Annotated in this window: 12 protein-coding genes; 5 read left to right on the top strand and 7 right to left on the bottom strand. The window is 71.5% G+C overall.

Features of this window, described 5'->3' with window-relative positions; all coding sequences use genetic code 11:
* Positions 1-15: 15 nt before the first annotated feature.
* Positions 16-804, bottom strand: a complete 789-nt coding sequence (locus ACFY5C_RS03400) for a creatininase family protein (RefSeq protein ID WP_389439861.1) — start codon at positions 802-804, stop codon at positions 16-18.
* Between the two features lie 40 nt (positions 805-844).
* Between ACFY5C_RS03400 and ribA the strand changes: the two genes are divergently transcribed.
* From ribA to ACFY5C_RS03380, 4 genes are all read left to right on the top strand, one after another.
* On the top strand, positions 845-1,513 hold the full coding sequence (gene ribA / locus ACFY5C_RS03395) for a GTP cyclohydrolase II (protein WP_389439859.1): 669 nt from the start codon (positions 845-847) through the stop codon (positions 1,511-1,513).
* Between the two features lie 69 nt (positions 1,514-1,582).
* Positions 1,583-2,722 carry an NAD(P)/FAD-dependent oxidoreductase gene (locus ACFY5C_RS03390; protein ID WP_389440685.1) on the top strand — a complete coding sequence of 380 codons (1,140 nt, stop codon included), beginning with the start codon at positions 1,583-1,585 and terminating at the stop codon, positions 2,720-2,722.
* Positions 2,719-3,789 (top strand): saccharopine dehydrogenase, encoded by a 1,071-nt coding sequence (locus ACFY5C_RS03385; protein ID WP_389439857.1) that lies wholly within the window; start codon positions 2,719-2,721, stop codon positions 3,787-3,789. The genes ACFY5C_RS03390 and ACFY5C_RS03385 overlap by 4 nt, the downstream gene beginning before the upstream one ends.
* Positions 3,782-4,945, top strand: coding sequence for a saccharopine dehydrogenase family protein (locus tag ACFY5C_RS03380; protein ID WP_389439855.1), 1,164 nt, complete (start codon positions 3,782-3,784; stop codon positions 4,943-4,945). Before ACFY5C_RS03385 ends, ACFY5C_RS03380 begins: the two co-directional genes overlap by 8 nt.
* An 11-nt stretch (positions 4,946-4,956) precedes the next feature.
* Here the strand turns inward: ACFY5C_RS03380 and ACFY5C_RS03375 are convergent, their stop codons facing one another.
* From ACFY5C_RS03375 to ACFY5C_RS03365, 3 genes are all read right to left on the bottom strand, one after another.
* Entirely contained in the window at positions 4,957-6,189 is a 1,233-nt protein-coding gene (locus ACFY5C_RS03375; protein ID WP_389439853.1) for a serine hydrolase domain-containing protein, read from the bottom strand.
* 64 nt (positions 6,190-6,253) lie between these two features.
* Positions 6,254-7,606: an MFS transporter gene (locus ACFY5C_RS03370; RefSeq protein WP_389439851.1), complete on the bottom strand. Its 1,353-nt coding sequence runs from the start codon at positions 7,604-7,606 to the stop codon at positions 6,254-6,256.
* Positions 7,603-8,196, bottom strand: a complete 594-nt coding sequence (locus ACFY5C_RS03365) for a TetR/AcrR family transcriptional regulator (RefSeq protein ID WP_389439850.1) — start codon at positions 8,194-8,196, stop codon at positions 7,603-7,605. The genes ACFY5C_RS03370 and ACFY5C_RS03365 overlap by 4 nt, the downstream gene beginning before the upstream one ends.
* An 88-nt stretch (positions 8,197-8,284) precedes the next feature.
* Between ACFY5C_RS03365 and ACFY5C_RS03360 the strand changes: the two genes are divergently transcribed.
* The gene (locus ACFY5C_RS03360; protein WP_389439848.1) at positions 8,285-8,746 is read left to right on the top strand and encodes a PPOX class F420-dependent oxidoreductase; all 462 of its coding nucleotides are present in this window, start codon (positions 8,285-8,287) and stop codon (positions 8,744-8,746) included.
* Between the two features lie 6 nt (positions 8,747-8,752).
* Here the strand turns inward: ACFY5C_RS03360 and ACFY5C_RS03355 are convergent, their stop codons facing one another.
* From ACFY5C_RS03355 to ACFY5C_RS03345, 3 genes are all read right to left on the bottom strand, one after another.
* Complete coding sequence (locus ACFY5C_RS03355) at positions 8,753-9,886, bottom strand: glycosyltransferase (protein WP_389439846.1); 1,134 nt, start codon at positions 9,884-9,886, stop codon at positions 8,753-8,755.
* A 140-nt stretch (positions 9,887-10,026) separates the two neighbouring features.
* Positions 10,027-11,352 (bottom strand): nucleotide sugar dehydrogenase, encoded by a 1,326-nt coding sequence (locus tag ACFY5C_RS03350; RefSeq protein ID WP_389439844.1) that lies wholly within the window; start codon positions 11,350-11,352, stop codon positions 10,027-10,029.
* 15 nt (positions 11,353-11,367) lie between these two features.
* Positions 11,368-12,840, bottom strand: a complete 1,473-nt coding sequence (locus ACFY5C_RS03345) for a glycosyltransferase family 4 protein (RefSeq protein ID WP_389439842.1) — start codon at positions 12,838-12,840, stop codon at positions 11,368-11,370.
* Positions 12,841-12,965: the final 125 nt, after the last annotated feature.

Genomic DNA, 12,965 nt, shown 5'->3' with positions numbered 1-12,965 from the left:
CCCGGAGCCCAGCCGCTATTTTCGTGCGTCTCCCGTGTCCCGTACGGAATCGTCCGCGGAGGTCAGCAGTGACACATACGCGCCGAAGGAATCCGCGAGGCTCGCCAGCAGGCGCTTCCCCTTTTCCGCGGAACCCAGCGAAGGGCGGCCTATGACACCCGAATCGGTATAGGCGGACATACCGAGGGTGAGTAGCTGACGGCGGTCGTCCGCCACGAAATCGGAACTCTCATAACCGGGTCGGATCAATTCGGGATGAGTGTGCAGAAGGATGGAGGTCTCAATTTCCCCCGCGTGCATGTCGGTGAGCAGCGAGGTCTCCACCCCCGCCCCCTCCCGTGCCGCCTCCCAGTCCTCCGGGGCCGGGAACAGTGCCATTCGCTCACCGCGCGCGGAGGACTCCTGAACGACATTGCCCAGTACGTAGTTTCCGCCGTGCCCGTTGACCAGCACCAGAGCGTCGACACCGGACCGGCGGAGCGAAGCCGCTATGTCCCGTATCACCGCATGAAGGGTCACGGAGGAGATGCTGACGGTCCCCGGCCAGGCCGCGTGTTCGTGCGAGCAGGAGATCGTCACCGGCGGAAGGAGGTGCACCGGATGTACGGCGGCGATCTCGCGCGCGATGGCGCAGGCCACGAGCGTGTCGGTCGCCAGCGGAAGGTACGGGCCGTGCTGCTCGAAGCTTCCGACGGGCAGGACCGCGACCTGTCGCGCGAGTCCCGCGCCCCGCGTCCGTACGTCCTCGGTGGTGTCCGCCGGCACCAGCGAGTGTGCCGCCGGCCACGTCTGCGAATCACTCATCTTTTCCGGCCTTTCGTCTCTGCTTAGGAACTGAAGAATCATGACAGATAAAATTGGCGTCCTCGGCAAGAAGTCCGCGCAGCGGACGCAGCGTTCCGGCGTGGAACGCGTGGTGAATGCCCCCTTGCCCACCGTGTACGGGGAATTCCGTGCGATCGGCTACATGGACCACGACCGCGGTGACGAGCAAGTGGCCCTGGTTTACGGCGAGATAGGCTCGGAGAACGTCCTCACCCGACTGCACTCCGAGTGCCTGACCGGTGACGCTTTCGGCTCCCAGCACTGCGAATGCGGCGACCAGTTGGCCTCCGCGCTGCGTGCCGTCGTCGCCGAGGGGAGCGGCATCGTCGTCTACCTGCGGGGCCACGAGGGCCGCGGCATCGGCCTGCTCGGCAAGCTCCGGGCGATGGCCCTGCAGGCGGAGGGCCTGGACACCGTCGAGGCCAACCTCGCCCTCGGCCTGCCCGTGGACGCCCGCGACTACGGCGTCGCCGCCGGGATCCTGCACGACCTGGGCGTGAACAGCGTCCGCCTCATGTCGAACAACCCGCGCAAGCGCGACGCGTTGCTGCAGCACGGCATCGAGATCGCCGAGCAGGTCCCGCTGCTGATCCCGCCGTGCGAGAACAACATCACCTACCTGCGCACCAAGCGTGAGCGCCTCGACCACCACCTGCCCCATCTGGACGCGGTCGCGCACCTGTCCTGATTGCCGCGCGGCCCATCCGGACAGGAAGAGGGAACGACCGGCGACTTCCAGGAAGGTGGGCCCGTGAACATGCATGCGAGCGTCGTCGTCATCGGCGGCGGTGTGATGGGGACCAGCATCGCCTATCACCTCGCCCGTGCGGGGGTCCGGGACGTCGTCCTCGTCGAGCGGGACGAACTGGCGTCCGGGTCCACCTCCAAGGCGGCCGGGGGCGTGCGGGCGCAGTTCTCCGACGAACTGAACATCCAGCTCGGGGCGCGCAGCCTGGAGGCGTTCGGCCGGTTCCAGGACGAGACCGGGCACGACATCGGGCTGCACCGGGTCGGCTATCTGTTCCTGCTCTCCACGCCGGAGGAGGTCGCCGGCTTCGAAGAGGGCGTCCGGCTGCAGAACGCCCTCGGCGTGCCGAGCCGCATGATCGACCCCGCCGAGGCACAGCGGCTCTCCCCGCTGATCACCACCGACGGACTGCTGGCGGCCGCGTTCTCGCCGGACGACGGTCACTGCACCCCCGAGTCCGTCGTCCACGGCTATGCGTCCGCCGCCCGTGAGTACGGGGCGCGGCTCTTACGCCACAACGACGTCACCGGCATCGAACTGCACGGCGACCGGATCACCGCCGTGACGACGACCCTCGCACGCATCGCCACCGACACGGTGATCTGCGCGGCCGGCCCCTGGTCGCGCACGATCGGGGCGATGGCCGGCGTGGACCTGCCCGTGGTGCCGCTGCGCCGCCAGATCGCGGTCACCGAACCGGTCACCGGACTGCCGCCGCAGCTGCCCATGACGATCGACTTCACCACCAGCCTCTACTTCCACACCGAGGGCCCCGGCCTCCTCCTCGGCATGTCCGACCCCGACGAGCGGCCCGGCTTCGCCACCGACACCCACGACCGCTGGATCCCCCGCCTGACCGAGGCCATGGAGCACCGCGCCGCCGCCCTGCTGGACCTGCGCCGCACGGGCGGCTGGGCGGGTTTGTACGAGGTCACGCCGGACCACAACGCGCTGATCGGCGAGGCGCCTTCCGTATCCCGTTTTCTGTATGCGACCGGGTTCTCCGGCCATGGCTTTCTGCAGGGACCGGCCGTCGGCGAGGTCATCCGTGACCTGTACCTCGGCCGCGTACCCTTCGTGGACGTCAGCCCCTTGAGCGCCGACCGGTTCATGGCCGACGCTCCGCGCCCGGAGGCCAACCGCGTATGACCGATCTCCATCTGTGGCTTCGCCACGAGGTCCGTTCCACCGAGCGACGCACTCCGATCGTGCCGGCCGACGCACGCCGGCTTGTCGAGAGCGGGGTGACGCTGACGGTCGAGGAGTCCCCGCAGCGGATCTTTCCCGTCGACGAGTACGCGGCGGCCGGCTGCCGGGTCGCGCCCGCGGGCTCCTGGGTCTCGGCGCCCGATCAGACCGTGGTCATCGGGCTCAAGGAACTCCCGGACCGGCCCGGCGAGCTCACCCACCGGCACATCTACTTCGGCCACGCCTACAAGCAGCAGCCCGGCGCCCGAGACCTGCTCCGCCGGTTCGCCCAGGGCGGCGGCGTCCTGCTCGACCTGGAGTACCTGGTGGACGACGACGGCCGCCGCCTCGCCGCGTTCGGCTTCTGGGCCGGCTATCTCGGTGCTGCCCTCGCCGTCCTCCAGCACCGCGGGAGGCTCGTCGCGCCGCTCACCCCGACGTCGAAGGAGGAGCTGGACGCGACCCTGCAACCCACCCCCGACGACGTGGAGTTCACGGCCCTCGTGATCGGCGCCCTGGGCCGCAGCGGCCGCGGAGCACGCCTCGCGCTGATGACCGCAGGCGTCGAGGCGGCCACGCCCTGGGACCTCGCCGAGACCCGCGACCTGGACCGCCCTGCCCTGCTCGCACACGACGTGCTGGTCAACGCCGTCCTCGCCACCACCCCGATCCCGCCCTTCCTGCGTGAGCAGGACCTCGACGACCCGGCACGCCGGCTGCGCACCCTGTGCGACGTCACCGTCGACGTCGGCTCCCCCCTGAACGTCCTGCCGATCTACGACCGCACCACCGACTGGACCGACCCCGTGCGCCGGCTGCGCAAGGAACCCCCGCTCGACCTGATCGCCATCGACAACCTGCCCTCCCTGCTGCCGCGCGAGTCCAGCACCGACTTCTCGGCGGCGCTGCTGCCCCAGCTGCTGGACTTCGGGACGGGCGGGCCCTGGGGGCGCTGTCGGGACCGGTTCCACCTGGCGGGCCGCGAACTCGGCATCGCAGAAGCAGAAGGGGAGTACCGCCATGGCTGACAGCTCCGCACGGGTGCCCGCGAACGGCACCGTCCACTGGGTCGGCGCCGGGCTGTCCACCGGCAGCGGTCTGGCCCGGCTGTGCGACACGGCCGACCGCGTACGGCTGTGGCACCGCACCGCGGACCGCGCCGCCGACGCCCTGGCCGGGCTGGGCCTCACCGGACGCGCCGAGCCCCGCGCGTACACGCTTCCCGCGCTCACGGCCGAACTGGCGCCGGGCGACGTGGTCGTGTCGATGCTGCCGGCACCCGAGCACGCCGGGCTGCTGGCGGCCTGCATCCAGGAGCAGGCCCACTTCGCCTGCTCCAGCTATGTGTCGGACGCCGTCCTCGAACAGGTGCCCGCGGCCGAGGCGGCCGGGCTCGTCGTCCTCACCGAGGCCGGCCTCGACCCCGGCATCGACCACCTGTTCGCCCACGGCCTGGTCGGCCGCGCCAGGGCGGCCATCGGTGACGGCACGGCAGCCACGTACAGCCTCACCTCCTACTGCGGCGGTGTCCCCGCCGTCCCGAACGACTTCAGGTACCGCTTCAGCTGGGCGCCCGCCGGAGTTCTCAACGCCCTGCGCGCACCGGCCCGTTACCTCAAGGACGGTGCCGAGACCGTCGCCGAGCGGCCGTGGGAGGTGACGCGGCAGCATGTCGTCGACGGGGAGGCGTTCGAGGTCTACCCCAACCGTGACAGCGTTCCGTTCGTCGAGCAGTACGGGCTGCCGCCGGCGTGGAAACCGCAGACCTTCGTGCGAGGCACATTGCGCCTGGAGGGCTGGCTGCAGGCCTGGGACGCCGTCTTCGAGGAGCTGAGGACCGGCGACGACTCCCGGATCGCGGCCCTGGCAAAGGAGTTGGCGGCGGCCCACCCCACCACGGACGCCGACCGGGACCGGGTCGTCCTCGCGGTGTCGCTCGATGTGCGCGGCGAGGGCGGGCAGACCTGGTCCGGCAGTTACCTCCTGGACCTCGTGGGAGACGCGGAGGAGAGTGCCATGGCCCGCTGCGTGTCCCGTCCCCTCGCCCTCGGCGTCCGGCACATCCTGGACGGCTCCCTGCCGGCGGGCCTGAACCGCGCCGCCGAGACGGCGGCCCGCTCGGAGGAGTGGCTGCGTGAACTGGCCCTGGAGGGAGTGGAGTTCACCCTGCGCGTGGACCTGTGACGGGCGGCGGCTCAGCCTTCCGTGACGGCCTCGTGCACGAGTCGCTTGAGGTCCTGGAACATCGTGTGCGAGGTCTTCGGCCGCACCTGGGTCATGAACTGCACCGTCAGATCGCGGCCCGGGTCGACCCAGAACGTGGTGGTCGCCACGCCGCTCCAGCCGTACGTGCCGAGGCCGGCCGGAGCCTTGGTGCGGCTCGGGTCGATCACCACGGAGACGCCGAGGCCGAAGCCGAGACCGTCGTTGCCGGGCTCGTCATGGGCGGGGCGGCTGCCGAAGGACCGCAGGTCGGCTCCGCCCGGAAGGTGGTTGGACGTCATCAGGTCCACGGTCTCGGGGCGCAGCAGACGGACGCCGTCCAGTTCGCCACGGCGGCGCAGCAGCTCCATGAACCGGTGGACGTCGTGCGCGGAGGCCGCCATCCCGCCGCTGCCGGACAGGAAGCGGGGCCGGCCGTGCAGCGGGAGGCCGGGGATCGGCTCGATGCCGCCGGTCTCGGTCTCGCCGTACAACTCGGAGAGCCGGTCAGCCTGTTCGCCGCTCACACAGAACCCCGCGTCGGTCATCCCGAGCGGCCGGAAGATCCGCTCGGCGAAGAACGCGTCGAGCGGCTGCCCGGACACCACCTCGATGACCCGGCCCAGGACGTTGGAGGCGACCGAGTAGTTCCACTGCGTCCCCGGCTCGAACTGCAGCGGCAGGCTCGCGTACACGTCGACCGTCCTGGCCAGGTCGGAGCCGGGCAGCACCGCCGACTCCAGGTTGGCGTCGCGGTAGAGGGCGTCGACGGGATGTGTGTGGTAGAAGGCGAAGGTCAGCCCGGCGGTGTGGGTCATCAGATGCCGGACGGTCAGCGGCCCGCTGGCCGGCCGGGTCACCGTGTCGGTGCCCGATCCGCTCACGTACACCCGGGGCTCGGCGAAGGCGGGCAGATGGCGCCCGACCGGGTCGTCGAGCGACAGCTTGCCCTCCTCGACCAGCAGCAGCGCGGCGACCGAGGTGACCGGCTTGGTCATGGAGTAGATCCGCCACAGCGTGTCCGCCTCGACGGGGAGCCCGGCGGCGACGTCCCGGTGGCCGTGCGTGGTGAGGTGGGCGACGCGTCCGCGGCGGGCGACAGCCACCAGGTAGCCGGGTATCCGCCCCTCGTCGACGTAGTGGGCGAAGCACTGGTCGAGGCGGTCCAGCGCCTTCGCGTCCAGTCCGACCTCACCCGGGTCGACCTCTTGTCTCAGCAGTGCCATCGCTCTCCTCCGAATACGAACGACGAGGTGCGGTCCGGCATACCCAGCCGGAACGGCCTCAGACTCATCGTCGCGCAGGAACGCGTGTACGGTCCCGCGATTGACCATGATCGTCGATCGTCGTGGCCTGCCGCCCAGGCAGCCCCCGGCCCAGCGCCGCACCGGCCAGGGCGAGGGCCGCGAGGACGCCCAGCGGCAGCTCAGGGGCATCGCCGGACCCCATCAGAGCGGTGGCGGCTGCCACGCCCAGCACCGGTCCGACGTTCATCGCGGTCTGCTGCAGCCCGCCCGCGACACCGGCCGACTCTACGGCCGCCTCGCGTACGACGACATGCGTCGCCGCCACCATCACCGTGCCGAACCCGGCTCCCACCAGCGCGAACCCGGCGCCCAGAGCGGGGACGGCGCCCGTGCCGGAGAGCGCGAGGATTCCGAGCGCGAGCAGCACCATCGCGGCCACGGTCGTACGCCGTGCCCCGGCCCGGCGCAGCAGCACCGCGCAGGTGGCCGCCGCGGCGACCATCAGCAGGGCCAGCGGCAGGCTGACCAGGGCGCTGTGGAAGGCGTCCATGCCGAGCGTGTCCTGCAACAGGAACGTGCCCACGAACAGCGCGCCGGACAGCGCCGCCGACGCGGCGACCAGCATGCCGAGCGCCGAGCCGACCACCGTCGACCCGATGACGTCCGGCGGCAGCAGCGGGCTCACGGCGCGGCGCTCGTGCCGGACGAAGAGGGCGCCCGTGACGGCTGCGGCCGAGGCGGTCCAGCCCCGTCCCGGCAGCCCGACGAGGGCGTGGACCAGGCAGGCCAGGGTCACCGCGAGCAGCAGGGCGCCGGACAGGTCGAGCCGGGCGGGGGAGGCGGGGCGCGGGGGCGGCGGGACGGCGAGGGCGAGCACGCCGAAGACGACGGCGGGCGCGACATTCAGCAGGAACACGGCCCGCCAGCCCGGCCCCGCCACCAGCGCACCGCCCACCACCGGCCCGGCAGCGGCAGCCACCCCGATCGCGGCGGTCCGCACAGCGATCGGCGTCCGCAGGCGGTCGGGCGGGAAGGCGGCGCGCAGCATCCCCAGCGTGGCCGGTTGGAGCAGCGCCCCGAACACGCCCTGCACGACACGCAGCCCGATCACCCATCCGACGCCGGGCGCCAGCGCGATGCCGGCCGACGCGGCCCCGAAGCCGAGCATGCCGATACCGAAGAGCCGGTGGTGGCCGTAGCGGTCACCGAGCCGACCGGCGAACACCAACAGGCTTGCCACCGCGATGAGATAGCCGGTGCTGGTCCACTGGACCTGTGCGAAGGAGGCGCCCAGGTCGCGTTGCAGCATGGGCTGGGCGACGGTCAGGACGGTGCCGTCGAGCGCGACGATCACGGCTCCGGCGATGCTGCCGGCGAGGGTGAGACGCGGGTTCACTCGCCCTCCGCCCCGAGGTGGGCGTCCAGGGCCGACCGCAGCAGGGGTACGAAGTCGTCGGCTCCCGTGGCGAGTTGGAGGCTGCCCCAGCCCCACAGCTGGGCGATGCCGTGCAGGTTGGCCCACAACGCCCCCGCGAGAAGCCGGGAGTCGGCGTCGGGGCGCACCTGGCCGACGAGATCCACGAGTCGTCCGAAGAGCGGGAGGCTGGTGTCCCTCAACCCCAAGTGGCCACTCTCCAGCAGATCGTGACGGAACATCAGTTCGTACATTCCGCGATTGCTCAGCGCGAACTCCAGGTAGACGCGCCCCAGTGCGGTCAGCTGCTCCCTCGGCGTCGGACCGCCGTGGTCCGTAGCCGTAGCCGTAGCCGTCGCCCGCTCCGCCAGCTCGCCGAAGCCGCGGCGGGCGATCGCCGAGAGCAGCTCCAGGTGGGTGGGGAAGTAGCGGCGCGGCGCACCGTGCGAGACGCCCGCCCGGCGGGCGATCTCCCGAAGGGTGAGCGCCTGCACGCCCTCCCGCGCCACGAGTTCCACACCGACGTCGACCAGCCGGGTCCGCAGACCCGTTTCGGATTCCTGCTCAGCCATAGGCATAGACGGTGTCTACCATGTCGCGTAGACAGTGTCTACGGAGCATGCCGGAATGGCCGGGCCACCCGACAGGGTTGATGGAGGCATGACTCAGGACGCCACCTCGAACGCCACTCACAACGCACTGTTCACGCTGCTCTCCGAGGGCCATGACGGGGTGCTGGTCACACTCAAGCGCGACGGCCGGCCCCAGCTGTCGAACGTGAGCCACGCCTACTACCCCGACGAGCAGCTCCTCCGCGTCTCGATCACCGACGACCGCGCCAAGACCCGCAATCTGCGCCGGGACCCCCGGGCCTCATACCACGTCACGAGCCCCGACCGGCGGGCCTACGTGGTCGCCGAGGGCACGGCCGACCTGGCGCCCGTCGCGAAGGAGCCGTACGACGCCACCGTCGAGGAACTCGTCCGCCTCTACCGGGACGTCCTGGGCGAGCACCCCGACTGGGACGACTTCCGGGCAGCGATGGTCCGGGACGGGAGGCTCGTTCTGCGGTTGCGGGTGGAGCGGGTGTACGGCATCCCCAAGGGGGCCAACCGGGACTGAGGCCCGTCAGTGCACAGCCGGTGTCGGGGGCGCGGACGCCTCCTTCACCCAGGACTCCAGGCACATCACGAACTCGGTGGCGTGGTCGGCCCAGTTGAGGTCCGACAGGGCCGCCTCCCATCCCTGCGTGGCTGCGCGCAGGCGCAGTTCCGGGTCGGTGCGCAGGCGTCGTACGGCCTCTGCCGCCGAGGCGGGATCGCCGTGGGGGACGACGAGGCCGCAGCCGTAGCGTTCGACCAGGTCGGTCGCGAGGGGGGTGGGTGTGGTGACGACGGGGACGCCGTGGGCCATGTACTCCACGACCTTGGTGGGCCGTGAGTGGCGGTAGTTGGGCTGGTCGTGCAGAAGGGAGAGGCCGGCCAGTGCGCCGGAGAGCCGGCCGAGTGCGCGGTCGTTGGGCAGATAGCCGTGCCAGCGCAGCACGCCGTCCCGGTCGGCCTCGGTGAGCGCGCCCCGCACCTCGGGGTCCGCCGCGCCGATCGCCTCGACGTGGACGTCCGGCCCCAGCAGCCGTGCCGTTTCGATGAGTTCCGCGGCGCCACGAGCCCGCGACAGGTGCCCGAGGTAGACGACCCGGTCGTCGCCCGGCGGCTCGGGTGGTTCGGGCGGCACCGTCGCGAGGTTGCGCACCACGGGGTGGGGGCGGCGGAAGCGCTGCTGGTAGGCGTCCTCGGCGAGCAGCAGCCGCAGATGCCTTTCCGCCAGCCGTTCCACGGCCCGTACGGCCAGTCGCAGCGGTGGCCGCAGGGGCAGTGGCACCCAGCGTTTCATCACCAGCGCCGCCGCCGTGTCCTCGTGCACGTCCCACACGGTGACGGGGACGCGTCCCCCGCGTCGCCAACGACGCAGGGTGCCGGGCAGTGCGAGCAGCAACTCCGGGTCGTGCAACAGCACGACGTCCGCCTTGGGCCCACGCTCGGCGAGCAGGGTGCGGGCCGCGCGCAGGGCCGCACGGCGGTCCCGGCCCGCGGCCCGGGGCAGGTCCACGCCCTCGACGTGCGGTCGCGGTGTCATCTCCCGGGCGGCGAACGGCGCGGCGTACACGACCTGATGGCCGCGCTGTCGCAGGGCGGCGATCTCCCGGTGCAGGATCCGGGCGTCCTCGGGGTGGTGGACGACGGTGACGACGAGTATCCGCATCAGAGCACCTTTCGACGGTCCCGAGAACGACGGTCAGCGGCCACGACCGGCACCGGACGACAGCCTTCGACGGCAAACAGCCACCCGCGCACGACAGCGGACAGCCATCTGCGAACGACAGCCCGAGCGTCAGGCGACGGTCACAGCACCTCGACGTCGGGCCGGAAGATCCGTCCCCGTGTGTCGAACAGCATCCGGGCCGTGTCGCCCAGCGCCGGAAGGTCGTAGGCCGAGTGGTCCTGGAGCAGGATCGTCAGGTCGTGCTCGCGCACCGCCGCCATGACGTCGTCCACGCGCGGGACGCTCGCCCCGTCCACGGACCACGCCCGCACATGCGGGTCGTGGAACGAGACCTCGGCCTGCCGCTCCCGCAGCAGCCGCGCCACCGGCACCGCCGGCGACTCCCGTTGGTCGGCCACGTCCGGCTTGTAGGTGACGCCGAGCAGCAGCACCCGGGAGCCGTGCAGCGGACGGCCGGCGGTGTTGAGGAGGTCCTGGGCGCGGCGCACCACGTACTCCGGCATGCGCCGGTTGATCTCCTGGGCGAGCTCCACGAAACGGAACTCGTAGCCGAGCGAGGAACGCACCTTGTACGACAGGTAGTTGGGGTCGATGGGAATGCAGTGTCCGCCGACCCCGGGACTGGGGCGGAACGCCTGGAAGCCGAACGGCTTCGTGCCGGCGCAGCGGATCGCGTCCCACAGGTCGACGTGCAACTCGTGGCTGATCACCGCGAGTTCGTTGACCAGGGCGATGTTCACATGCCGGTAGGTGTTCTCCAGCAGCTTGGCCATCTCGGCCTCGCGGGTGCCCTTCGCCTGGACGACGGTGTCGACGAGCTTGCCGTAGAAGGCGACCGCGCGCGCTGCACAGGACGGCGTGCAGCCGCCGACCACCTTCGGCGTGGTGCGCAGCCCGTGCGCGGTGTTGCCGGGGTCGATGCGCTCGGGCGAGAACGCCAGCGCGACGTCGATGCCGACGCGCAGCCCGGACTCCTCCAGGAGCGGCCGAACGACCTCCTCGGTGGTGCCCGGATAGGTGGTCGACTCCAGCACGATCAGCTGTCCGGGCCGCAGCCGGCCCGCCACCGTCCGCACGGCGGAGGTGACCGCGGCCAGGTCGGGCCCGCCGTCCTTGCCGAGCGGCGTGGGTACGCAGATCACCACGGTCTGCGCACAGGCCAGGCAGTCCTCGTCCGTGAACGCGTTGAACCCGGCCGCCCGCATCCGGCGGACGTCGTCGTCGGAGACGTCGTCGACGTGGGAGTGCCCGGTGTTGAGCGCTTCCACGACCCGGGGGTCGCGGTCCAGTCCGACGACTCTCAGGCCGACCGACGCCGCCTCACGTGCAAGCGGCAGTCCGACGTAGCCGAGCCCGATCACCGCCAGATCCACGTGATCGGGCCGTTCTGCTTCCCCGAGCGGTTCGCTCTCTTCCCCGAGCGGTCCGGTCTGTTCGACCTGCATGGGACTCACCCCGCATCAAGGTCTTGCGTCAAGGCTGCCCAGAGCGCGGTACGCCTCACGGGTTGTGGCGGCGACCCGCTTCCAGGTGCGGTCACGCGCGACTGTCGCGCGGGCGGCTGCTCCCCACTCAGTGCGCCGTTTTCGACTGTAAAGGAGTATTTCGATCTCATCAGCCCAGGAATATGGTGATTCAGGCTTGATTAGCCTTCCGTTCACCTCCGGTTCGACCAGTTCTCGCAGCGCGGTGACATCACTCGCGGCCACCGGAACACCGCTCGCCATCGCCTCGACCGGCTTGAGCGGAGTCACCAGATGGCAGACGCGCTCGTCCGTACGCGGCACCGCGAACACGTCCAACACCGCGTGGAATTGCCGCACTTGGGCGTGCGGCACCCGGCCGGTGAACAGGACGACCCCGTCGGCGAGGCCCAGCCGGGCGGCCAGCCGCTCCAGCGCGGGGCGCTCCGGACCGTCGCCGACGATCAGCAGCCGCAGCGGGACTCCACGCCGGATCAGCTCTTCACCCGCATGGAGCAATGTGCCGATGCCCTCGAGCGGGGTGAGGCTGCTGACCGTGCCCACGACGAACTCGTCCGGCGCGATGCCGAGCCGGGCGCGCACGGGGGCCCCGTCCGGCAGCGGAGTCAGGAATTCGTCATCGACGGCGTTGGGTGCGATCAGGACCCGCTCCTCGGGCACTCCGCGGTCCACGATCTCGGCCTTCATCGCCTCACCCAGCGTCAGCACCAGGTCGGCCTCGCGCATGCAGGTCGTCTCCAGGGCGCGTCGCGTCCGGTACGTCTCGTCGTCCCGGCTGCGACCCGGCGCCTGCGTCAGCCACGTCTCCTCCAGGAAGCCCCGTACCTCGTAGACCACCGGCAGTCCGAACGTCTCCCGCAGGGCGAGCGCCACGCGCCCGTTGCCGTGGTCGGACGCCGCATGCAGCACCGCGGGCCGCAGCCACTGCACCAGCCGGGCCGCCAGATCGGCGTTGCGGGCCAGTGATGCGGCCTGCCCGTACGGCAGCCGCAGCGGCAGCAGCCGGTGCTGCGGGACGCCGTTCACGTGCTGTGACGGGCGGGCGTCCAGCGTCCCCTGGGTCACGGGGAAGCCGATCCGGGTCACGACGTGCGGGTCGAGGCCGGCCGCCAGCTGGGCCTCGGCGAGCTTCTGCGTGCGCACGGTATAGCCGGCGTGCCGGAACGGCAGCCCGTTGGTGACCAGATGGAGCACCCGGCCCGGCAGAGGACGAAACGGACGCCCACTCGGCGCGGGCACCCGCACGGCGGCGGGCGCCGCGGCCGGCCCCGCGGCCAGGGCACGCCCGGCCAACCGCCGTTCGAACGGCCGCAGCCCGCGCCGGGCCCGCCCCGGCAGCAGGCGCACGGCGAGCAGCGCCGCCCGCGCCGGGTCCTGGCGCAGCTCGCCGAGCGCCACGGAAGCGGCCAGACTGAGGGCTCGAGGAACATAACGAACATAACTGGACATATCGCAAAGGTAGGCCGCAACGCCGGCCACGGCCCACCAACCCGTACCGGGCCGACGACACCGGCCGCGAGGGAGCCGAAGGGGTGGCACCGGCTGAAGCACCCCGGAGGCGACCGAGCCATCAC

Origin of the sequence: Streptomyces sp. NPDC012935, assembly GCF_042900345.1 — a bacterium.
Lineage (GTDB): Bacteria > Actinomycetota > Actinomycetes > Streptomycetales > Streptomycetaceae > Streptomyces.
Note: the sequence above shows the minus strand (reverse complement) of the source record. Positions and strands in the feature narration are given on the sequence as shown.

What these genes read in the sequence shown, in the direction of transcription:
- ribA (WP_389439859.1), top strand. Translation starts at nt 845, where the DNA reads ATGACAGATAAAATTGGCGTCCTCGGCAAGAAGTCCGCGCAGCGGACG.
- ACFY5C_RS03345 (WP_389439842.1), bottom strand. Translation starts at nt 12,840, where the DNA reads ATGTCCAGTTATGTTCGTTATGTTCCTCGAGCCCTCAGTCTGGCCGCT.
- ACFY5C_RS03360 (WP_389439848.1), top strand. Translation starts at nt 8,285, where the DNA reads ATGACTCAGGACGCCACCTCGAACGCCACTCACAACGCACTGTTCACG.
- ACFY5C_RS03400 (WP_389439861.1), bottom strand. Translation starts at nt 804, where the DNA reads ATGAGTGATTCGCAGACGTGGCCGGCGGCACACTCGCTGGTGCCGGCG.
- ACFY5C_RS03365 (WP_389439850.1), bottom strand. Translation starts at nt 8,196, where the DNA reads ATGGCTGAGCAGGAATCCGAAACGGGTCTGCGGACCCGGCTGGTCGAC.
- ACFY5C_RS03390 (WP_389440685.1), top strand. Translation starts at nt 1,583, where the DNA reads ATGCATGCGAGCGTCGTCGTCATCGGCGGCGGTGTGATGGGGACCAGC.
- ACFY5C_RS03350 (WP_389439844.1), bottom strand. Translation starts at nt 11,352, where the DNA reads ATGCAGGTCGAACAGACCGGACCGCTCGGGGAAGAGAGCGAACCGCTC.
- ACFY5C_RS03375 (WP_389439853.1), bottom strand. Translation starts at nt 6,189, where the DNA reads ATGGCACTGCTGAGACAAGAGGTCGACCCGGGTGAGGTCGGACTGGAC.
- ACFY5C_RS03385 (WP_389439857.1), top strand. Translation starts at nt 2,719, where the DNA reads ATGACCGATCTCCATCTGTGGCTTCGCCACGAGGTCCGTTCCACCGAG.
- ACFY5C_RS03355 (WP_389439846.1), bottom strand. Translation starts at nt 9,886, where the DNA reads ATGCGGATACTCGTCGTCACCGTCGTCCACCACCCCGAGGACGCCCGG.
- ACFY5C_RS03380 (WP_389439855.1), top strand. Translation starts at nt 3,782, where the DNA reads ATGGCTGACAGCTCCGCACGGGTGCCCGCGAACGGCACCGTCCACTGG.